General features: G+C 64.0%; 14 protein-coding genes and 4 pseudogenes. 12 read left to right on the forward strand and 6 right to left on the reverse strand.

Features of this window, described 5'->3' with window-relative positions; translation table 11 throughout:
* Positions 1–69 precede the first annotated feature (69 nt).
* The 3 genes from ACPEE0_RS10560 to ACPEE0_RS10570 all read left to right on the forward strand — a co-directional run bounded on the left by ACPEE0_RS10560 (position 70) and on the right by ACPEE0_RS10570 (position 2,660).
* Positions 70–1,131, forward strand: a complete 1,062-nt coding sequence (locus ACPEE0_RS10560; RefSeq protein ID WP_009359138.1) for an NADP-dependent oxidoreductase — start codon at positions 70–72, stop codon at positions 1,129–1,131.
* Positions 1,128–1,985, forward strand: a complete 858-nt coding sequence (locus tag ACPEE0_RS10565; RefSeq protein WP_424574466.1) for an alpha/beta fold hydrolase — start codon at positions 1,128–1,130, stop codon at positions 1,983–1,985. The genes ACPEE0_RS10560 and ACPEE0_RS10565 overlap by 4 nt, the downstream gene beginning before the upstream one ends.
* Positions 1,986–2,057: 72 nt before the next feature.
* Positions 2,058–2,660, forward strand: a complete 603-nt coding sequence (locus ACPEE0_RS10570) for a TetR/AcrR family transcriptional regulator (RefSeq protein ID WP_009359139.1) — start codon at positions 2,058–2,060, stop codon at positions 2,658–2,660.
* A 124-nt stretch (positions 2,661–2,784) separates the two neighbouring features.
* Here the strand turns inward: ACPEE0_RS10570 and ACPEE0_RS10575 are convergent, their stop codons facing one another.
* Both ACPEE0_RS10575 and ACPEE0_RS10580 read right to left on the reverse strand, forming a co-directional pair.
* The gene (locus tag ACPEE0_RS10575) at positions 2,785–4,191 is read right to left on the reverse strand and encodes a ferredoxin reductase (protein ID WP_424574467.1); all 1,407 of its coding nucleotides are present in this window, start codon (positions 4,189–4,191) and stop codon (positions 2,785–2,787) included.
* Positions 4,188–5,491 (reverse strand): annotated as a pseudogene (locus tag ACPEE0_RS10580) (aromatic ring-hydroxylating oxygenase subunit alpha). Before ACPEE0_RS10580 ends, ACPEE0_RS10575 begins: the two are co-directional and overlap by 4 nt.
* A gap of 156 nt (positions 5,492–5,647) precedes the next feature.
* On the opposite strand from ACPEE0_RS10580, the gene ACPEE0_RS10585 reads away from it, so the two are divergent.
* The 9 genes and pseudogenes from ACPEE0_RS10585 (at position 5,648) to pntB (ending at position 18,570) form a co-directional block, all read left to right on the forward strand.
* Positions 5,648–6,580 carry a LysR family transcriptional regulator gene (locus ACPEE0_RS10585; protein WP_424574468.1) on the forward strand — a complete coding sequence of 311 codons (933 nt, stop codon included), beginning with the start codon at positions 5,648–5,650 and terminating at the stop codon, positions 6,578–6,580.
* Positions 6,581–6,699: 119 nt separating this feature from the next.
* Positions 6,700–7,605 (forward strand): formyltetrahydrofolate deformylase, encoded by a 906-nt coding sequence (gene purU / locus ACPEE0_RS10590; protein ID WP_424574469.1) that lies wholly within the window; start codon positions 6,700–6,702, stop codon positions 7,603–7,605.
* A gap of 76 nt (positions 7,606–7,681) precedes the next feature.
* Complete coding sequence (locus ACPEE0_RS10595; RefSeq protein WP_424574470.1) at positions 7,682–10,174, forward strand: GcvT family protein; 2,493 nt, start codon at positions 7,682–7,684, stop codon at positions 10,172–10,174.
* Between the two features lie 146 nt (positions 10,175–10,320).
* Positions 10,321–12,639: pseudogene (locus tag ACPEE0_RS10600) on the forward strand (FdhF/YdeP family oxidoreductase).
* Between the two features lie 50 nt (positions 12,640–12,689).
* Positions 12,690–13,907 (forward strand): formaldehyde dehydrogenase, glutathione-independent, encoded by a 1,218-nt coding sequence (gene fdhA / locus ACPEE0_RS10605; RefSeq protein WP_133346830.1) that lies wholly within the window; start codon positions 12,690–12,692, stop codon positions 13,905–13,907.
* 129 nt (positions 13,908–14,036) lie between these two features.
* On the forward strand, positions 14,037–14,207 hold the full coding sequence (locus ACPEE0_RS10610; RefSeq protein ID WP_200859176.1) for a hypothetical protein: 171 nt from the start codon (positions 14,037–14,039) through the stop codon (positions 14,205–14,207).
* Between the two features lie 304 nt (positions 14,208–14,511).
* Positions 14,512–14,946: a hypothetical protein gene (locus tag ACPEE0_RS10615; RefSeq protein WP_009358907.1), complete on the forward strand. Its 435-nt coding sequence runs from the start codon at positions 14,512–14,514 to the stop codon at positions 14,944–14,946.
* 587 nt (positions 14,947–15,533) lie between these two features.
* Positions 15,534–17,099, forward strand: a complete 1,566-nt coding sequence (locus tag ACPEE0_RS10620) for a Re/Si-specific NAD(P)(+) transhydrogenase subunit alpha (RefSeq protein WP_424574471.1) — start codon at positions 15,534–15,536, stop codon at positions 17,097–17,099.
* A pseudogene (pntB, locus tag ACPEE0_RS10625) lies at positions 17,096–18,570 on the forward strand (Re/Si-specific NAD(P)(+) transhydrogenase subunit beta). The gene ACPEE0_RS10620 and the pseudogene pntB overlap by 4 nt, the downstream one beginning before the upstream one ends.
* A 387-nt stretch (positions 18,571–18,957) precedes the next feature.
* Here the strand turns inward: pntB and ACPEE0_RS10630 are convergent.
* The 4 genes and pseudogenes from ACPEE0_RS10630 to ACPEE0_RS10645 all read right to left on the reverse strand — a co-directional run bounded on the left by ACPEE0_RS10630 (position 18,958) and on the right by ACPEE0_RS10645 (position 21,083).
* Positions 18,958–19,281, reverse strand: a complete 324-nt coding sequence (locus tag ACPEE0_RS10630; RefSeq protein ID WP_424575335.1) for a hypothetical protein — start codon at positions 19,279–19,281, stop codon at positions 18,958–18,960.
* Positions 19,282–19,284: 3 nt separating this feature from the next.
* Positions 19,285–19,539: pseudogene (locus ACPEE0_RS10635) on the reverse strand (sucrase ferredoxin); the annotation flags it as partial.
* Positions 19,445–19,813, reverse strand: a complete 369-nt coding sequence (locus ACPEE0_RS10640; protein ID WP_424574472.1) for a hypothetical protein — start codon at positions 19,811–19,813, stop codon at positions 19,445–19,447. The pseudogene ACPEE0_RS10635 and the gene ACPEE0_RS10640, both read right to left, overlap by 95 nt.
* Before the next feature lie 64 nt (positions 19,814–19,877).
* Entirely contained in the window at positions 19,878–21,083 is a 1,206-nt protein-coding gene (locus ACPEE0_RS10645; RefSeq protein ID WP_424574473.1) for a cupin domain-containing protein, read from the reverse strand.
* Position 21,084 lies beyond the last annotated feature (1 nt).

Consider the following 21,084-nt stretch of genomic DNA (forward strand, 5'->3'; position numbering starts at 1 on the left):
GCATCATCACCCTTGCGTTTTCTGACTACACTCATAATTGAGTGTAGTCAACAAGAAAGGCGCTTCGAAATGAAAGCGTTTGTCATCAATAAGTACAAGTCCGGCTTGCAGCCGGCCGAGGTCGCGGAGCCGGTGGTCGGTGAGCAGGATGTCCTGGTCCGGGTGGAGGCGGCCGGGCTTAACCAGCTGGACGAAAAGATCCGGCTCGGAGAGTTCAAACAGATCCTCCCCTACGCTTTGCCGCTGGTCCTCGGACATGACCTGGCAGGAACAGTCCTCCAGGTCGGGACGAAGGTGCGTGGCTTCAAGCCCGGCGATGAGGTTTTTGCCAGGCCGGACAAAGCCCGCATCGGCACTTTTGCCGAGCGCATCGCCGTGGCGGAAGCGGATCTGGCGCTGAAGCCCGCGACGATCAGCATGGCCGAGGCAGGGTCCCTTCCGCTGGTGGCCTTGACGGCGTGGCAGGCCCTGGTGGAACGCGGCAAGGTACAGCGGGGGCAGAAGGTCCTGATCCACGCCGGCGCGGGAGGAGTCGGCTCGCTGGCAATCCAGCTGGCGAAGCACCTCGGAGCGGCGGTGGCCACCACCGCCAGCGCCGCCAACGTGGACTTCCTCCGCGGACTGGGCGCCGACGTCGTCATCGACTACCGCAACGAGGACTTCGAACAGGTCCTCAGCGGCTACGACCTGGTCCTCGACAGCCTCGGCGGGCCAAACCTGCAAAAGTCCCTCCGGATCCTCAAGCCCGGCGGCCAGGCAATCGGAATCGCAGGACCGCCGGACCCCGCGTTCGCCCGGGAACTGGGCCTCAACCCGGTACTCCGCTTCGCCATCACCGGCATGAGCCGGAGCATCCGCAGCCAGGCCCGCCGGCTCGGCGTGCACTACGAATTCCTGTTCATGCACTCCAGCGGCGCGCAACTGGGCCACATCGCAAGGCTTGTCGACGACGGCGTGCTGCGTCCCGTCGTCGGACGCGCCACTCCCTTCGCCCAGACTCCGGAAGCCTTGCAGGCACTGGGAAGCGGCGGTTTGCGCGGCAAGGCCGTTGTGGTCAATCCCCCGCGTAATGCCTCCGCCACCGCCCGGCCTGAAGCCGTCGGCCTTCACAGGTCCGGAGAAACGGCATGAGCGCCGCCAGCATCCCTGGTGCATCCACCTATGCGACTGCACCCACCCGCAGCATCACAACCCGCGGCGTCAGCTATGCCTACCGCGAACTGGGGCCGAAGGGCGGGGTTCCCGTGGTCTTCTTCGTCCACCTCGCCGGCAACCTTGACAACTGGGACCCGCAGATCATCGACGCCGTGGCCAAGGAGCACCACGTCGTCACCTTCAACAACCGCGGCATCGGGGCCAGCACCGGCGTGGTGCCGGGCAGCGTTGAGGCCATGGCCGAGGACGCCGCCGACTTCATCCGCGCCCTGGGCTTTGAGAAGGTGGACATCTTCGGATTCTCCCTCGGTGGCATGGTGGCCCAGGCCCTCATCGGAAAGCACCCCGACCTGGTCCGGAAACTCGTCCTCGCCGGCACCGGACCCGGGGCGGTAAAGGCATGGACAAGGTTGCAAGGGGTCACGTACTTCGACGTACTGCGGGCCGCCCTGTTCCGGGCAGATCCGAAGGAGTTCCTCTTCTTCGACCGCAGCGCCGCCGGCAAGCAGGCGGCGAAGGAATTCATCACCCGCATCCGGGAGCGCACCACAGGACGTGACCGGCCGGTCCGGATCCAGGCCTTCCGGACCCAGCTGAAAGCCATCAGGAACTGGGGCCGCGCCGAGCCGGCAGACCTGTCGGCCATCAACCACCCGACACTGATCGCCAACGGCGACCATGACCGCATGGTTCCTTCCATCCTCTCCAAGGACCTGCACCGGCGCATCGCAGGATCAGAGCTGGTCATCTACCCGGACTCCGGCCACGGCGGGATCTTCCAGTTCCACCAACAGTTCATTCCCGAAGCCGTCGAATTCCTCAGACGCTGACGCCCGGCGGGTCCCCATTGACTACACTCGAAACCAGCTGAAGACCTTGACCGCCCCGGAGGAATCCCCGCCATGCACCTTGCCTCCCAGCCCGTCGGCCGGCGGGAACGGAACAAGCAGGCCAAACTTGACCGGATCACGGCGGCAGCCCGCGAACTCTTCGCCGAGCACGGTATCGACGACGTCACCACCCAGCAAATCGCTGACAGGGCGGACATCGGCACCGGCACACTGTTTTTGTATGCCAAGAGCAAAGGTGAGCTGCTGCTGCTCGTCCAGAACTCGGCCTACGCGGATGCCCTCGCCAGGGGAACCGCGGAGGCGGCAGGAATTACGGTGCCCCTCGATGCCGTCATGGCCGTTGTCCGCCCGGTGGTGGAATGCAACCGGACCCAGATCGACAACGGCCGCACCTACCTGCGCGAGATGGTCTTCGGCGACCCGGACGAACCCCATCACCATGCCGCGCTCACCCTCGCGGCGGGGACCGAGGCCGCCATCGCCGCCGTCCTGGAACGGGAAGCCCGCACCACCGCTGATTCCGCAGCCAGGCTCGCGCACGTCATCTCGGCCATCATGTTCCTGAGCATGGCTGCTTCAACCAACGTCTCCCGCACGGAAGAGGAACTGCTTCTGGAGATCCGGAACCAGGTCGCAGCAATCCTTCCTGCCTGAACCGCAGCACCCGCCAGCTGCTCTTCAATAAACAGAAGCACCCTCCACCGCACGAAAAAGCCCGGGCGCCATCCCGCAAGTACTGCGGAATGACGCCCGGGACTGCTCTTGCCGTTGTAACCTGCTAAGCGTCGATCACCATGTCGGTCTGTGCCGTGGAGCAGCAGGGCAGGAACTTGCCTGCGTCGATTTCCCGCTTGCGGATACCGCCCTGGTGGTTCATCTCGATGTCCCCGGAAAGCTTGACGACCTTGCAGGAGCCGCACATGCCTTCCTTGCAGTTGGCGCCGATCCGGACACCCGCGCGCTGCGCCACCTCAAGGATGTGCTGGTCGGGATCAATCCGCACGTTGACGCCGGTGCGCAGGAAGGACAGGGTGAGGCTTCCCGTTCCCACCGTCTCAAAGCTCGAGGCATCGGGGGTGACGGCCTCGGGTTGCGCGTCCGCACTGCCCCCGGCCGCGGGCGCATCCGTGTCGACGGTTTCCAGCGGCAGCCCCGTGGCCTGGAGGGGCCCATCGGCGTCGTAGCCGGGCTCATAGAGTCCGAACGCGCTTGGCTGGCCTTCGTAGTAATCCTCGGCTGACTCGGCGATCTCCTCGGCGATTTCCTCCGCGATGTCCGTTGCCAGCGCGATCTCTGCCTGGTACTCAAGGAGTGTCTGGCGGTCTCCCGAGAAGAACTCCATGTAGATGGACGTGTCGTCGACGCCGACCTTCTTGAGGAGCTCGGTGGCGCTGTTCAGGTAACCCTCGGGGCCGCAGGCGTAGACCTGGCGGCCGTTGGCGTCGGGGGCCACCTGGTCGAGCATGGCCGCCGTCAGCCTTCCGGTGAGCCCTTCCCACCCCTCGGGCTTGCTGCGGTCGCCCAGGGAGTAGAAGACCTTGATGCGCGAGTCCACGGAGGCGATGTAGGCCAGCTCCTGGTGGAAGGCAAAACCTCCGGCTTCCGCCCCGTGGTACAGGACCACAACGTCGGCGTGTCCGGGCAGGGAGTGGATGGTCCGCACCATGGACATGATGGGAGTGATGCCTGCGCCGGCGGCCAGGAGAAGGTAACGCGCCCGCCGGTCGGCGTCGGGCAGGTGGAACGCGCCGACCGGTCCGAGCATGTCCAGAACGGTGCCGGGTTTGACGTTCTCATGCACCCACGGAGAAACCAGGCCCGTGGGGTCGCGCTTGACGCTGATGCTGAACGTCCATGGCTCCGTGGGGGAACTGGATAGCGAGTAGCTGCGGTCCACCGGATCCTGGTCCTCACCGTTTACCGGAAAGGCGACGTTGACATACTGGCCCGCACGGAAGGCCAGGGGCGCACCGTCGGTGCGCCGGAACACGAAGGTCATCAGGCCGCCGGCCTCGACAACGGTCTCCACGCATTCGGCCATAAACTCCTGGCGGTGCCAGGGGCCCAATGCACGGGCAGCGCGGGCTGGCGCCTCGGTGCTGCCCATGACCCTGTTCCACGGCATCTCCAGACCGCGAATGCGCTGTGGTTCCTGGATCACCGTTTCAGTGAGGAGTTCTGTCATGCCAAGTGCTCCTGAACGCGCTGCACGTACCAGTTGATGAATGCTTCGACCTGGTATTCGCTCTTCATGTACGGACCGGGCTCGTAGGCAGGGCTGGCAGCGCCCTGCTGGCACAGTTCCACGAACGCCTTGTCCTGCAGGTTGGTCTGTTTCCAGGTGTAGGTGAGCTTCTCCAGGTCGTAATCGACGCCTTCTTCGGCGTCGTCAGCGACCAGCCAGGTGGTGCGGACCAGCGACTGGTGTTCGTTGATGGGGAAGACGCCGAACGTGATGACGTGGTCGCCGAGGAAGTGGAACCAGCTGTTGGGCTGCAGGTGCATGGAGCAGCGGCCAAGGCGGAAGTCCGGCAGGTCGCCAAGCAGCTTCTTGGAGAGCCGGCGCCCGTCGGCGGAGAAGGACTCGCCTTCGCCGTCCAGGGATTCGCGGGAGATGCGGATTCCGGCGATACGGGTGTCAAGCTCCTCGACCACCTCGTAAGGCAGTCCGTAGCGGCGGCAACGCTCTTCAAGGGAGGACTGCGCTTCCTTGTTGCGGTCCATACTTCCTCAAGATGCGGAGGAATCAGGCCCTCTGTCAGGCCCCAGGTGGGGAAGAGCGAGCATGCGAGTTCCGGGTGTCCATCGCAGTGGTAGCACTCACGGTTGTTCTCCATGACGAGCTTCCAGTTGCCCTCTTCGATGATGTTCTGCTGGTAGGCAATCTTCGTCTTGGACAGGTCGTGCGGGGCCAGGTAGGGCTCGAAGATCTTTGAGGTCTCGTCGAAGTCGGTGGGCGGTTCGTCAGCGATGCAGACGAAGATGAGTCCGGCAACCTCGCGGCTGTGGGCACGCTTGAGCGCGAAGCAGTTCTTGTCGAACTTCGCTTCTCCGGGGGCGGAGGCGTGGATCAGGTTGCCTTCGGGGGAGTAAGTCCAGGAGTGGTAGCCGCAGACGAGGTTTCCGGTGGAGCCGGCAGCTTCGGTCAGGACGCGGGCCCCGCGGTGGCGGCAGACGTTGTGGAGGACGTTGACGTCCCCTTCGTCGGTGCGGAGGACGATCAGGGAGTAGGGACCGTAATCGACCGTAATGTAGTCGCCGGGCTCCGGCAGCTCGGCGACACTTCCGGCAAAGATCCAGTGCTGGCCGAAGATAGCCTCCATGTCGACCTTGAAGATTGCCGGGTCGGTGTAGAAGGGGGCGTCGAGGGAGTAGCCCGTGCGGCGGAACGCAAACAACTCGTTGATCTCAGCCAGCTGCTCGGCAGGCAATGAGGACGCGAGTTTTCCGCGTGAGTTGAGGGGCTGGTGCACTGGAGCAGTCATGGGTTTCCTCCCGGGAGGCGTGGTTACGTGTGATATCTGGGCGACTACGGGTGCGTCGCTGCAGCCGTTGTCAAAAAGCGTTGTTTCAAGAGATTAGGGCGCACGAGCGCCCAATAAAAGCGCAAGAATCCGAAGATAACCGTGCACAATAGGTGCATGATTGATCCCAAACTTATTACGCTCCGAGTATTCGCCCGCTGCGGCACCGTGGGCGCGACCGCGGAGCTCACGGGGTACTCCCCTTCAGCCGTCTCCGCGCAATTACGCGAGCTCCAGCGCGTGCTCGGTTTACAGCTCCTGGCAAAGGACGGCCGCGGTGTGCGGCTGACCGCTACAGGCCGGTTTCTTGTGGCCGGTTCGGACTCCCTCATTGCGGAATGGGAGAGCCTGCGCGCCGCCGCCATGGAGGCCGGCGACCAGGTGCAGTCACATTTCGGCCTCGGTGGATTTTCGACGGCGGCCGCCCAGTTGCTCGCGCCGCTTGCGGCTACTCTCCGCTCAACGCGTCCGCAGTTGGAGGTACAAGTACTTGAGGCCGACCCGGCCCGCTGCTTCGATTTGTTGGTAGCCGAGAGGATTGACCTTGCGGTCATTGTCGCCATGCAGTCGAACACCTACGGCGAGGATGACCTGCGTTTCGAACAGACCGTTCTGCTCGACGATCCCCTGGACGTGATCATTCCGTCTGACCATCCACTGGCATCCCGGGAACGGGTGACGCTTGAAGAATTGGCCTCGGAACCCTGGATCACGGAAGCTGCGGGCTCCACCTACCACTCCCTCTTCACTGCGGCGTTCACGGCAGTTGGTGTGACACCACGGATTGCCCACGAGGCCGTCGAGTGGGAAACCCAGATCGCCTTCGTGGGTGCAGGGCTCGGCGTGGGCTTGCTGCCGCGACTGGCGCCCCTGCGCAATGCAGAGAATGTGGTTCGCCTGCGCCTAACGGGCAAGGGCAGGCCCTCGCGGCGCATTGTCGCGGCCGTACGCAGGGGCAGTATTGCCTCTCCCCTGGTTCAGGAGTCGCTCGACATCCTGCAGAAGAACGCTGAGCGGATCGTCGCCGCCCGGCCGGAGGACGAACTCTGAAAATCGTTTGTCCGAGACCGACATAAAGATGTTGACCTGCGTCACAGTCGAGTATACGCTGGGGTCCAATCTAATATATCAGTTCGGTACTTTTGAATATATCTAAAGGAGGAGGGGCCATGACCCTCATGCAGACAGAGGCAACAGCAGCAGCCCTGGCAGCGCCGGCAACGGAGCAGGCGCAGAAGTTCGTGCTCACGCTCTCGTGCGCCGAGCAGGCCGGGATCGTGCAGGCCGTGACCACCTTCCTGTTCGAGCGCGGCTTCAACATTGACGAGCACCAGCAGTTCGATGACAGCCTGCGCCAGACCCTGCACCTGCGCACCGCGTTCTCCGGCTCCCCGGACCTGACCCCGGAAACCCTCGCGGCCGAATTCGGCCCGATCGCGAACCGGTTCGACATGAAGTTCAGCTTCCACGACCAGACCCAGCAGCGGGTCCTGGTGATGGTCTCCAAGTTCGGGCACTGCCTGAACGACCTGATCTTCCGCTGGCGCGGCGGGACCCTGGGCGGGGAACTCGTGGCAGTGGTCTCCAACCACGAAACCCACCGGGCAATGGCAGAAGCTGCCGGCCTGCCCTTCATCTACCTCCCCGTCACCCCGGACACCAAAGCCGACGCCGAGGCGAAGCTCCTGGACCTCGTGGACGAGTACCAGGCGGACCTGGTGGTCCTGGCCCGCTACATGCAGGTCCTCTCCGACGACCTCTGCCGCAAGCTCGAGGGCCGGGCGATCAACATCCACCACTCCTTCCTGCCCGGCTTCAAGGGCGCCCGCCCCTACCACCAGGCCTACGACCGGGGCGTCAAACTCGTCGGCGCGACCGCGCACTACGTCACCGCCGACCTGGACGAAGGCCCGATCATCGAACAGGAAGTCATCCGCGTGGACCACACCTACGGCCCCGCCCAGCTCTCCACCGTCGGCCAGGACGCCGAAGCCCTCGCCCTCTCCCGCGCCGTCCGCTGGCACTGCCAGCACCGCGTCCTGCTCGACGACACCAGCACCGTCGTCTTCCGCTAACCCCCACCCCGCCACCAGGGCAACCGCACCGCCACCGGGCACACAGTCTTAGAAGAATTTGCAGGAGAACCCTTTTATGGAATCGTCGCCACGTATTGTCATCATCGGAGCCGGGATCGTGGGCACCAACCTCGCCGATGAACTCGTCACCCGGGGCTGGAACAACATCACGGTCCTGGACCAGGGGCCGCTGAACATGCCGGGCGGGTCCACCTCGCACGCCCCCGGCCTGGTGTTCCAGACCAACCCGTCCAAGTCCATGGCCCTGTTCGCCAAATACACGGTCGAGAAACTCCTCTCCCTCACCGAGGACGGCGTCTCCTGCTTCAACCAGGTCGGCGGCCTGGAGGTAGCGACCACCGAAACCCGCCTCGCGGATTTGAAGCGCAAGCTCGGCTACGCCCAATCGTGGGGCATCGAGGGCAGGATCCTCTCCCGCGACGAGTGCAAGGAGCTCTACCCGCTCCTGAACGAAGAGGACATCCTCGGCGGGCTGCACGTGCCCTCCGACGGGCTCGCCAGTGCCGCGCGGGCGGTGCAGCTGCTGATCAAACGCACCGAAGCCGCCGGCGTGAGGTACATCGGCAACACCGAAGTGACCGGCATCGAACAGGAAAACCGCCGCGTCACCGGCGTCCGGACCCCCGACGGTGTGATCGACGCGGACATCGTGGTTTCCTGCGCCGGGTTCTGGGGCGCCAAGGTCGGCGAGCTGATCGGCATGAAAGTGCCGCTGCTGCCGCTGGCACACCAGTACGTCAAAACCACCCCGGTCCCGGCCCAGCAGGGCAAAAACGAGCTCCCGAACGGGGCCCGCCTGCCGATCCTGCGCCACCAGGACCAGGACCTCTACTACCGCGAACACGGCGACCGGTACGGCATCGGCTCCTACGCCCACAAACCCATGCCCGTGGACCTCGACGAACTCGGCAGCTTCAAGCCGAACGAGATCAGCGAACACAACATGCCCTCCCGGCTGGACTTCACCCTCGAGGACTTCCTGCCCGCCTGGGAAGCAACCAAACAGCTGCTGCCCGCCCTGCACGAAAGTGAGATCGAGGACGGCTTCAACGGCATCTTCTCCTTCACCCCCGACGGCGGCTCCCTCGTGGGCGAATCCAAGGAAGTCGACGGCTTCTACGTCGCCGAAGCCGTCTGGGTCACCCACTCCGCAGGGATCGCCCGCGCCGTCGCCGAACTCCTTGTCGAGGGCAAGTCCTCCATCGACCTGGGCGACTGCGACATCCACCGCTTCGAAGACGTCCAGCTCACCAACGAATACGTCAGTGAGACCTCGCAGCAGAACTTCGTCGAAATCTACGACGTCCTGCACCCGCTGCAGCCCAAACTCTCCCCCCGCAACCTGCGCGTCTCCCCCTTCCATGCCCGGCACAAACAGCTCGGCGGGGTCTTCCTCGAAGGCGGCGGCTGGGAACGGCCCTACTGGTTCGAAGCCAATGCAGACCTCCTCAAAGACATGCCCGCCAACTGGCAGCCCCCGGCCCGGGATGCCTGGTCCGGGATGTTCAGCTCCCCGATCGCCGCGACCGAAGCCTGGAAAACCCGCACCGCCGTCGCCATGTATGACATGACCCCGCTCAAACGCCTCGAAGTTTCCGGCCCCGGAGCCCAGAAACTCCTCCAGGAACTGACCACCGCGGACATGACCAAAAAACCCGGCGCCGTCACCTACACCCTGCTGCTGGACCACGCCGGCGGGATCCGCAGCGACATCACCGTCGCCCGCCTCACCGAAGACACCTTCCAGCTCGGCGCCAACGGCAACATCGACACCGCCTACTTCGACCGCGCCGCCCGCCACCAAACCGCTAACGGCGGCCCGGCCGACTGGGTCCAGGTCCGCGACACCACCGGCGGGACCTGCTGCATCGGCCTCTGGGGCCCCCTCGCCCGCGACGTCGTCGCCGCGGTCAGCAACGACGACTTCACCAACGACGGCCTGAAATACTTCCGGTCCAAGCAAGTCGTCATCGGCGGCGTGCCCGTCACCGCGATGCGCCTGTCCTACGTCGGTGAACTCGGCTGGGAACTCTACACCAGCGCCGACAACGGCCAACGCCTCTGGGACACCCTGTGGAAGGCAGGACAACCCCACGGGATCATCGCCGCCGGCCGCGCAGCGTTCAGCTCCCTCCGCCTGGAAAAGGGCTACCGCTCCTGGGGCACCGACATGACCACCGAACACGACCCCTACGAGGCCGGCCTCGGCTTCGCCGTCAAAATGACCAAAGACAACTTCGTCGGCAAAAAAGCCCTCGAAGGCCGCACCGAAGAGAACTCCACACGCCGCCTGCGCTGCCTCACCATCAACGACGGCCGCTCCATCGTCCTCGGCAAAGAACCCGTGTTCTACAAAAACCAGCCCCTCGGCTACATCACCAGCGCCGCCTACGGCTACACCATCCAAAAACCCATCGCCTACGCCTACCTCCCATCCACCGTCAACATCGGCGACGCCGTCGAAATCGAATACTTCGGCCGCCGCATCCCCGCCACCATCACCCAAGACCCCCTCTACGACCCCACCATGACCAGGCTCCGGGGCTAAGCCGCGCCCTGCGGCCAACAAGGCAAGCGGCCCGGACCCTTTCCCTCGCAACGACCGGGTCCGGGCCGCTGTACCCGCCCTCTTCCGCAAGCCGCGCAAGCACCTGCCGACTGCTTCACTTCCAGGATCTGAAAGGGATATCCCCCGTGGCATCCAAAGCCCCCCGCGAAAACATCGACGAGTCAAAGCTGACCGTCACCAAACCCAAGACCAAGGCCGTAGGCATCCCGGCCGTTGCCAATGCGTTGAAAATTTCGCTGGAACAGATGGGGCCACTGCGCAGTGTCCACACGCTCCTGGCAGTGAACCAGCTGGACGGGTTCGACTGCATGGGCTGCGCCTGGCCCGAACACGAAAAGCGCAACGCCGCGGAGTTCTGCGAAAACGGCGCCAAGGCAGTGGCCGAAGAAGCCACCCGTCGCCGTGTCACACCGGAATTCTTTGCCAAGCACTCGGTTGCTGACCTGAAGACCCGCGACGACTACTGGCTGGGCCAGCAAGGCCGGCTCACCCACCCGATGTTCCTCGATGAAGGCGCAACCCATTACAAGCCCATTGAGTGGGATACGGCTTACGACCTCATGGCCGAGGAGCTGCGGGGCATGGACCACCCCGATCAGGCGGTCTTCTACACCTCCGGCCGGACCTCCAATGAAGCAGCATTCGTGTACCAGCTGCTGGTGCGGGGAATCGGCACCAACAACCTTCCTGACTGCTCCAACATGTGCCACGAATCCTCGGGTTCGGCGCTGGTGGAAACCATTGGAATCGGCAAGGGTTCTGTCAGCCTGACGGACCTGGAAACCGCGTCGCTGATCTTCGTAGCGGGCCAGAATCCCGGCACCAACCACCCGCGCATGCTGAGCGCCCTGGAGAAGGCGAAAAAGAACGGCGCGATTATCGTGTCCGTCAACCCGCTTCCCGAGGCCGGACTCCTGCACTTTGAAAACCCGCAGCATGTAGCCGGCATGGTGTCGGGAACCCGGTTGACCGACGACTTCCTGCAGATCCGCGCCGGCGGCGACCAGGGCCCTGTTCCAGGGCCTTGGCAAATACCTGCTTGAAGCCGAAGCTGCCGGCCGGAACACCCCGGCCTGGAAACCGTCCTGGACCACCACTTCATCGAAAACCACACAGTGGGCATTGATGACTACCTGCGCTACCTCGAAAAGGTGGAGTGGGATGACATCGTGGAGGCAACAGGCCTCACCCTGGAGCAAATCAGGGCAACGGGAGAACGGCTGCTTGCGTCGAATGCAACCATCGTGTGCTGGGCCATGGGGCTGACCCAGCACAAGCATTCCGTGCCTACCCTTCGCGACGTGGTCAACGTCCTGCTCCTCCAGGGCAACATCGGCAAGCCCGGCGCCGGCGTCTGCCCGGTGCGCGGCCACTCCAACGTCCAGGGCGACCGCACCATGGGCATCTTCGAAAAAATGCCGGAGACGTTCCATGACCGGCTGGACCAGGAATTCAACTTCCGGTCTCCCCGGGAGCACGGCTTTGACACCGTGGCAGCCATCCGCGCCATGCGGGACGGCAGGGTCCGTTTCTTCATGGGGATGGGCGGCAACTTCGTCCGTGCAGCCCCGGACTCGGAGGTCACCGAGCAGGCCCTGGCCAACACCAGCCTGAGTGTTCAGATCTCCACGAAACTGAATCACTCGCATCTGTCCACAGGCCGCCGGGCGTTGATCCTGCCTACCCTTGGACGCACCGAGAAGGATACCCAGCAGACAGGCGACCAGCGGGTCACAGTGGAAGATTCCATGAGCGCCGTGCACGCATCACGGGGACGGCTCAAGCCCGCAAGCGAACACCTCCACTCCGAGGTAGCCATCGTGTGCAACCTCGCCCACAGGCTGTTTGCAGACGGCCACGGCCGCGTGCCCAACACACCCCAGGCCAGCTGGCTCGCCATGCGGGATGACTACTCGCTGATCCGGAAGCACATCGAAGCGGTGGTTGACGGCTTTGAAGACTTTGAACAGCGGATCCAGCATCCGGGCGGTTTTGTGCTGCCACACCCGCCACGGGATGCCAGGAAGTTCGATACGGCATCCGGGAAAGCCCACTTCACCGGCAACGAGCTGGAATTCATCAAGATCCCTCCCGGCCGGCTGGTCCTGCAAACCCTCCGCTCACACGACCAGTACAACACCACCATCTACGGCAAGGACGACCGTTACCGCGGCATCCACGGCGGCCGGCGCGTGGTGCTCATCAACGCCGAGGATGTCAGTGAGCTGGGCTTTGCCGACGGGGACATGGTCCACCTGATCTCCGAGTTCCAGGGGACGGAGCGGCGGGCCGAAAACTTCCGCATTGTGTCGTATTCGACGCCGAAGGGTTGTGCCGCCGCCTACTACCCGGAGACCGACGTCCTGGTGCCGCTGGACTCCGTGGCGGATACCAGCGGAACGCCTACCTCAAAGTCCGTGATTATCCGGCTGGAAAAGGCCTAGATCCCCCTCAAGTTCCCCATTTCAGTAACACCAACGATTAGGAAGTGACCATGTCAGGAAACAGAGCTGTCGCCTACAAGGAACCCGGTGTCGTCGAAATCATCGACACTGACTACCCGACGTTTGAACTCAAGGACGGCCCCGGCGTCAACCCGGCCAACGTCGGCCGCAAGGTGCCCCATGGCGCGATCCTCCGCACCGTAACCACCAACATCTGCGGATCGGACCAGCACATGGTCCGCGGCCGCACCACGGCTCCGCAGAACCTTGTCCTCGGCCACGAAATCACCGGTGAAGTGGTGGAGGTGGGGCCCGACGTCGAGTTCATCAAGGTCGGCGACATCGTCTCCGTACCCTTCAACATCTCCTGCGGCCGCTGCCGCAACTGCAAGGAGCAAAAGACCGGGATCTGCCTCAACGTCAACCCTGACCGGCCGGGCAGCGCCTACGGCTACGTCGACATGGGGGGCTGGGTCGGCGGACAGGCAGAGTACGTCCTGGTCCCCTACGCCGACTGGAACCTGCTGCGCTTCCCGGACCGCGATCAGGCCCTGGAAAAGATCATGGACCTGACCATGCTCTCGGACATCTTCCCCACCGGCTTCCACGGCGCCGTGACCGCTGGCGTCGGCGTCGGCTCCACAGTCTATGTCGCCGGTGCCGGCCCTGTTGGCATCGCGGCCGCCGTCGGCGCCCAACTGCTGGGTGCCGCCGTCGTCATTGTGGGCGACATGAACGAAGACCGCCTGGCGCAGGCACGCTCGTTTGGCTGTGAAACCGTTAACGTTTCCAAGGGCGACCCGAAGGACCAGATTGAACAGATCCTCGGCGTCCCGGAAGTGGACTGCGGCGTGGACGCCGTCGGCTTCGAAGCCCGCGGCCACGGAAAGGACGCCTCCCACGAGGCACCTGCCACCGTCCTGAATTCCCTCATGGACATCACGGCGGCCGGCGGTTCCCTGGGTATTCCGGGCCTCTACGTGACCGGAGATCCGGGTGCCGTTGATGAGGCTGCCAAGCACGGCTCGCTCTCGCTCTCCCTGGGCACCGGCTGGGCCAAGTCCCTGTCCTTCACTACGGGCCAGTGCCCTGTCATGAAGTACAACCGTCAGCTGATGATGGCCATCCTCCACGACAAGGTCCAGATCGCAAAGGCAGTCAACGCCCAGGCCATCCCGCTCGAGGACGCCCCGCGCGGCTACGCCGAATTCGACGCCGGAGCGGCAACGAAGTTCGTGCTGAACCCCAACGGCTACGTCAAGAACTAGTACGCGACCAACAGAGCCGGGGCCGCAGGGCAAACGCCATTTGGCGGATGTCCTGCGGCCTTCGGTTTCTCCAGCCGGAAACGGGTGACGGCCGCGCGTAAGCTGGGGCCAACGACTATTGGGGGGCCAATGAATATAAGTCCGGCTTTTGGTGTTCTGGGAGTGCTGTACGCGGTGTTCACGATCACCGTCGCCGTCCTGGCGGTCTATGCCCTGGTCCTGGTCATCGTGTTCCTTCGGCTGCGCATCGCAGAACTGAAGCGGACGGCGCCGCCCAGGGACGACCGTCTGCGTAGATGAGACGCCCAGCACTTCGTCCAGTTTCGCTCGGTTACGCTGCTCAAGCCTCAACACTTCAGCAGGCTTCGTTGCGGGTGCTGGCAGTGGCTGAGCAACGACAGTCGATTCGCTTGACGGTTCGCTGGAACCCTCGTGGTATTTACAACCTGCCAGCATGAGGCCGACGGAGACCGCCAGTAAAGCGCCCTTAGAATTTTGGTGCCGCAATCCCCCGGACCTGACATGTCCCTGAGCCTACGCCAACCCATCGATAACGGAGCTGGCATGTAGGCTGACTGGACCATAGGCCTGAGGGGGCAGCGCTATGAAACATCCGCAGATCCTTGCTGCGATACTGGCCGCGGCACTTCTGCTGACCGGCTGCACTTCGAAGCCGACGATCAACGCGCTGGACTCTCCAGCCGAAGCGGAAGACCGGCTTCCTGGCGACGTCACCATCTGGCCGCAAAATGAAATCCCAGCGAACAGTGTGAGGTTCCTGGTCGAGCACAATGACATCAGATATTTCGGAGCGAAAAGCGGCGATAGCCGGCGGGCCGGCGTTGCTGCCTTTCCCAAAGACAGCCAAGCCCGCTGGGTCGCGGGCTGCTCGGACGTGAGGGACGACAGGGAAATTTTCAATGTGAGCGGCACAGGTGTTGTTGAAGTTGTCCTGGTATCTGACGGTTACGACCTGGACAAACTCATTGGCGATGGGTGGAAACCCATCCACAAGAACATCGTGATCGCCACCCCCTAATTCTCCGACCATGGGGCTCCTACCGCTGCCGCTGGCAACTGATTTCGCTGACCCGCCAAGTTTTGGGAGTGGTTTCGGGTCCCCGGACAGCCGATAGGAAACATTGATATATCTTATTCCCATACTTGATATATGAGACTTATACTAGATCGGGGTCCGCTGGAGGATCGATTGTTGGCTCGATGAGGAGTAGAACAAATGCAGCAACTCGCGCACCGTCGCAGAAGGCTGGGCATTGCAACTGCCTTCAGCGGCGCGCAGGACGCGGCCAAGCGGAAAGATCCAGGGGAACCGCGTGCTGACCTTCCATCTGGCGACATTAATGTCCCGACGGCCCCGCTGATTGTCGCGGATTGACACGCGAGCGTGGGCAGGACAACGGAGCATGTCCGCGCCATCGAACTGTGTGAAGAACGACGTTCAGCAGCCAGGTGCGGCAGCCCTCCTCGACCTGCGGCCGAAGCGGACCCATCGAGCAGATCCTGTTCCCCGCACCCAGAAGCACCGGATCGGCCGCGCATCAAGCGGCAGATGCTGTCTCCCTGCATCCGAATTTTCCAGGCACCACATCCTAGAGAAAGAGAATAATGACACGTATTGGCATCGTGGCCGAGTTGGGTCGCGAGACAAGGGTGGCGGCAACGCCTGCCACCGTGAAGCAGTTGTTGGGTTTGGGCTACGACGTTGTGGTCGAGAAGGGGGCTGGTGAGTCCGCGTCGTTCAGGGACGAGGCGTATGCAGCGGCGGGTGCCTTGATTGTTGGTGCTGATGATGCGTGGGGCAGTGACGTGGTGCTGCGGGTCAATCCGCCCACCGAGGAAGAGATCGACCGCCTCGCTGACGGCGCCACCCTGATCGGTATGCTGAGCCCCGGGCTGCGGCCGGAATTGGTAGAGGCGCTGGCGGCGCGTCCAATCACGGCGCTGGCGCTGGACGCTGTGCCGCGCATCTCCCGTGCGCAGTCGATGGATGTCCTCAGTTCGATGGCGAACATCGCGGGGTATCGTGCCGTGGTCGAGGCCGCCCATGAGTTCGGCCGGTTTTTCACCGGTCAGGTCACCGCGGCGGGCAAGGTCCCGCCGGCGAAGGTCCTGGTCGCCGGCGCGGGCGTGGCTGGCCTGGCCGCGATCGGTGCGGCGAGCAGCCTGGGCGCGATCGTTCGCGCTACCGATCCCCGGCCCGAGGTGGCGGATCAGGTGAAGTCCATTGGTGGTACTTACCTCAAGGTTGAGGTCGAGGAAGAGATGAAGTCCTCTGATGGGTACGCCAAGGCGACGTCGGAGGCGTACAACCGGCGTGCAGCCGAGATCTATACCGAGCAGGCCCGTGACGTTGACATCATCATTACCACGGCCCTGATCCCGGGCCGGCCTGCGCCGAAGCTCCTCACGGCCGATGATGTGGCCGGGATGAAGGCTGGCAGCGTGATCGTGGACATGGCTGCCGGGCAGGGCGGCAACGTTGAAGGTTCCGTGGCAGGGGAACGCATTGTCACCGAAAACGGTGTCATCATTCTCGGCTACACTGATCTCCCGGCCCGGCTTCCGGCCCAGACTTCCCAGCTGTACGGGACCAACCTGGTCAACCTCCTTAAGCTCCTCACCAAGAACAAGGATGGCCAGCTGGCCCTTGACTTCGAGGACGTGGTCCAGCGCTCCGTGACGGTCGTACGCGAGGGCGAGAAAACCTGGCCGCCGCCCCCCGTCCAGGTCTCCGCCGCACCCCCTGCCCAGGCGACGGCCACACCCGCCGCTGAGCAATCTGCAGGCAAGGCCGACAAGAAGACGGGGCTGGGCCCCGCCGGTAAAGCCGGTCTGATTGGTGCGGGTATCGCCGCCCTGTTCGGGATCAACGCGGTAGCCCCGGATCCGCTGCCGCAGCACTTCACGGTCCTGATGCTCTCCGTCGTCGTCGGCTTCTATGTCATCGGCAAAGTGCACCACGCGCTGCACACTCCCCTGATGTCCGTGACCAACGCGATTTCCGGAATCATCGTCGTCGGAGCGCTGCTGCAGATCACCTCCAGCAACCTGATCGTGCAGGCCCTCTCCGCTGTCGCTGTACTGCTTGCCAGCATCAACATTTTTGGCGGGTTCGCCGTGACCCGGCGCATGCTCGCGATGTTCTCCAAGGGAAATAAGGCACAAGGATGAGCGCCGTTCGCGAAGCAACAGGAATTCTTACGAGGAGCATCACAGTGACTGATACCGTTTCCGGTCCCTTGACCGCAGAGTCCGTAGCCGGGGCGGCATACATCGTCGCGGCCCTGCTGTTCATCCTCAGTCTGGCCGGACTGAGCAGGCACGAGAAGGCACGCGCCGGGGTCGCCTACGGCATCTCAGGAATGGTGGTTGCCCTGGCAGCGACCATCTGGTTGACCCTCCAAAACGCCTGGGGCTCCTCCCAGGTACTCACCGGCCTCATCCTGCTGGTGGCCGCGGTGCTGGTCGGCGCCGCGATCGGCTTGTGGCGGGCCCGCGTGGTGCAGATGACCGGAATGCCGGAACTTATCGCGCTGCTGCACAGCTTCGTGGGCCTCGCCGCGGTGCTGGTCGGCTGGAACGGGCACCTTGAAAGCCCCGAACTGCCCGACGCACTCAAAGCGATCCATCACGCAGAAGTGTTCATCGGCGTCTTCATCGGCGCCGTCACCTTCACCGGCTCCATCGTCGCGTACCTGAAACTTTCGGCCCGGATGAAGTCCTCACCGCTGATGCTGCCGGGAAAGAACGCAATCAACCTCGGTGCCCTCGCCGCGTTCGTCGTCCTGACCGTCTGGTACGTCAACGACTCCCAGCTGTGGCTCCTGATCGTCGTCACCATCCTGGCCCTGGGCCTGGATGGCACCTTGTAGCCTCCATCGGTGGCGGCGACATGCCCGTCGTCGTCTCCATGCTCAACAGCTACTCCGGCTGGGCAGCCGCAGCCGCCGGCTTCCTGCTCAACAACGACCTGCTCATCATCACCGGCGCGCTCGTCGGCTCCTCCGGCGCGTACTTGTCCTACATCATGTGCAAGGCCATGAACCGGTCCTTCATCTCCGTGATCGCCGGCGGCTTCGGCATCGCAGCACCCGCCAGCAAGGGGGACACGGACCAGGGCGAGCACCGGGAAATCTCGGCCGAAGCGACAGCGGAAATGCTGGCCAACGCATCCAGCGTTGTCATCACCCCCGGCTATGGCATGGCAGTCGCCCAGGCGCAGTACCCCGTCGCCGAACTGGCCCACCAGCTGCGTGAGAAGGGCGTGAATGTCAGGTTCGGGATTCACCCGGTCGCCGGGCGCCTGCCCGGGCACATGAACGTCCTCCTCGCCGAGGCCAAGGTTCCTTATGACATCGTCATGGAAATGGACGAAATCAACGACGACCTGGGCGAAACCTCCGTCGTCCTCGTCATCGGCGCCAACGACACCGTCAACCCCGCAGCGGCCGAGGACCCGGGCAGCCCCATCGCCGGCATGCCCGTCCTCAAAGTCTGGGAAGCGGAGAACGTCGTCGTATTCAAACGCTCCATGGCCGCCGGCTACGCAGGCGTCCAAAACCCCCTGTTCTTTCGGGACAACTCGCAAATGCTCTTCGGCGACGCCAAACAACGCGTCGAAGACATCCTTCGCGCTTTCTGACCGACCGCACCTTCCAAGATGAGGAGAGACCATGCCACGGCATCGAACAGCACTCCCTAGCGTGGTTCAGACAACACTTCCTCCACGTAGGCCGAGCCAGATGATGGGCGCTGAAGAAGCACCGTTTGCCCAGGCCTTTGGCATCGACGACTACGCCGCATCGCCTTGGTTAGGCCTTCACTACCGACACGAACTCCTACTGCACTGCAACCACGAAATGTTGGAGTATCAGCATCGGAAGGACTAGGCCCGAGGCCTCGGCCATTCCCTAGGCTCCGGTTCCAGTGGGCTGGGAGCAGGCAAGTGAGGCGCGCTTCAACCTGCGCAAAGGAGGTGTGGACACGGTCCACACCTCCTTTGCGCAGGACGAACAAGACGTTCAAACTCTTAGACCGTGCGGATCGAAAGGACCTCGTAGACCACGGCCGAGCTCATTGCCGGTGCGCGGCAAGTTAGCCGGCATCGCGGGCCGCGGCCAGTACGCAGTTCGACGTCGATACGCGCCGGGTGAGGAGGGGATCCGATGATGCGGATCCGCCAATGTTCACCGTTGCGGGAGGTCTCGACCACGCGCAAGTCATGACGGCCGGCCGGGCCGAAACGCCTGAGCGCGGCGGCGACGGCGGTCTGCTGTGCCGGGAAGAGATCGGTGTATCCGCGCAAATGCTCCGCGCTGATACGGCCGGCGAGGTGTTCTTCAAACGTGGCCACGGACGAGTCCACATCCAGACTTCCGTAGTAGACACCGTCGGGTGCAACCACAACGTTGGCTGCGAACCTGTCACCGCCTAAATGCGAGCATTCCCATACGAGCTCCGGCCACCGCTCGCTCAGCGCACGTCCCACCGGCCGTCCCCACACAGCACAGCATTGGTCATGTTGACTGTGGGTGCAGACGCAGGACGACGGGCGGATAGCCGAGTATTCCGGGGAGGCTGAGGGCCCTGGCAATCTCCGCCAGATCCTCATCCTTGCCCCACGTGCCCCAGTGCTGGCGATAAGCGCCAGAATCCTCATGCTGCAGGACTGCCCAATGGCTCTGGCCTTCACGGCGGCGGGGACCGGGCCGTCTCACCAGCAGCACCCGCGCCCGCGCCGCCTTCGCGGCGGAGAGCACGAGCGCCTTGGTCCCAGGATCAAGGTCAAGCCCTTCAAAGCCATTGAGGGGCCACCCGCCCCGGTACTCGATGAGGACCCAGACGACGCCATGCGGCGCTGTGCCTGCAACCGGGTCGCCGCGCAACCGGGCCCCTTCAGAGCAGAAGAAGCGCTTTGTGGCCGCTATTGTGGCGAAGTCACGGTCTGGATCACTGTTCAACGGGAACGAGAACCCCCGCGCGCAACAGCCTTTCAACAAGCTCGACGCCGAGATCGCCCGCGGCGTGAATCTCCCCGTCGAGCAGGCGCGTTATCGAAGGCAGATCGGCGGCCGGGAAATCGAGCCAACCCACGCGCGTGGTGAGGCGCAATCCCTCCAGCCGTGCTTCCAGCGCACCGCGAAGCCGGACCACAGACTCGGGGCCCAGGCTGCGGACAGCCGCGAGCTGGGCCAGCGGCCCCAGCGGCGCCGGGCGGCCCTGGCCCCGCCGGGTGCGGTGGAACAAAGAACTGCTGTCAGCCTCAACGACAGCACCGGCGAGGCGCTCACGGACGAGGTCGAGCTCTGCACCAGGCCCTTCCACGCCTAACGGCAACGTGCGGCGCATCTCGGGATCATCGCACAGCGCTGCAAGGGCGGCCTGCGCGAGCTGCTCGGCCAGCGCATAACGGGTCCAACTGTGGATTCCAAGGGTGAGGTGGATGGAAACCTCGCCTTGCGCCTGGGCGGCATGCAACCAGCCCCGCGGCAGGTAAAGGACGTCCCCTGGCCCGAGCACCGTGTCGATATAGGCCTCGCCCTTCGCGGCGTCGGCCACGGCGGAACGGCGGTCGGTCCAGGGCTGGTCACGCAGCGGATCCGTGTGGACCGGCTCATGGATGATCCAGCGCTTGGTCCCCTCAATCTGCAGGACGAAGACGTCGTGGACGTCGTAGTGATCGTCGAACCCTCGGTTCTGGGGCGGCGTGATGTAGGCATTCGCCTGCACCGGATGTCCCAGCTCAGTGCTCAGGCTGCTGCTGAAGTCCGAGACAGGCGCCCACGTGCGGTGCAGTGCCTGCAGCACCAGCGTGGCACCGTCCGCGAACTTGCGCCACAGTGCCGTGTCGTCGAGCTGGTCAGAGATGGTGGCGCCGACGCCGGCGGACGAGGTAAACGACGAGTCGGGAAACGTGGAGCCGCCCTTGGCGACGCGGAGAAAAGGTGTGCGCAGTCCTCGGCGCGAGACCAGTTCGTCGACGGCCCCGGCAGAGAACAGATCGGAGAAGTCGCCGGCACCACGCGTGAGCAGCGCCGCGCGCCCCCAGATGTCGCGGGCGAACCTCTCACGGCCAATGTCAATCAGGCGTGTTTCCAGGACCCCGCCGCCTTCAATTGCGCCGGGGTCCTGAAAGTCAGTGCGGGTTGTGCTCAAA

It is taken from the genome of Arthrobacter sp. SD76, assembly GCF_049726125.1.
Classification (GTDB): domain Bacteria; phylum Actinomycetota; class Actinomycetes; order Actinomycetales; family Micrococcaceae; genus Arthrobacter; species Arthrobacter nitrophenolicus.

What these genes read in the sequence shown, in the direction of transcription:
- fdhA (WP_133346830.1), top strand. Translation starts at nt 12,690, where the DNA reads ATGTCAGGAAACAGAGCTGTCGCCTACAAGGAACCCGGTGTCGTCGAA.
- ACPEE0_RS10560 (WP_009359138.1), top strand. Translation starts at nt 70, where the DNA reads ATGAAAGCGTTTGTCATCAATAAGTACAAGTCCGGCTTGCAGCCGGCC.
- purU (WP_424574469.1), top strand. Translation starts at nt 6,700, where the DNA reads ATGACCCTCATGCAGACAGAGGCAACAGCAGCAGCCCTGGCAGCGCCG.
- ACPEE0_RS10615 (WP_009358907.1), top strand. Translation starts at nt 14,512, where the DNA reads ATGAAACATCCGCAGATCCTTGCTGCGATACTGGCCGCGGCACTTCTG.
- ACPEE0_RS10595 (WP_424574470.1), top strand. Translation starts at nt 7,682, where the DNA reads ATGGAATCGTCGCCACGTATTGTCATCATCGGAGCCGGGATCGTGGGC.
- ACPEE0_RS10610 (WP_200859176.1), top strand. Translation starts at nt 14,037, where the DNA reads ATGAATATAAGTCCGGCTTTTGGTGTTCTGGGAGTGCTGTACGCGGTG.
- ACPEE0_RS10565 (WP_424574466.1), top strand. Translation starts at nt 1,128, where the DNA reads ATGAGCGCCGCCAGCATCCCTGGTGCATCCACCTATGCGACTGCACCC.
- ACPEE0_RS10585 (WP_424574468.1), top strand. Translation starts at nt 5,648, where the DNA reads ATGATTGATCCCAAACTTATTACGCTCCGAGTATTCGCCCGCTGCGGC.
- ACPEE0_RS10570 (WP_009359139.1), top strand. Translation starts at nt 2,058, where the DNA reads ATGCACCTTGCCTCCCAGCCCGTCGGCCGGCGGGAACGGAACAAGCAG.
- ACPEE0_RS10575 (WP_424574467.1), bottom strand. Translation starts at nt 4,191, where the DNA reads ATGACAGAACTCCTCACTGAAACGGTGATCCAGGAACCACAGCGCATT.
- ACPEE0_RS10620 (WP_424574471.1), top strand. Translation starts at nt 15,534, where the DNA reads ATGACACGTATTGGCATCGTGGCCGAGTTGGGTCGCGAGACAAGGGTG.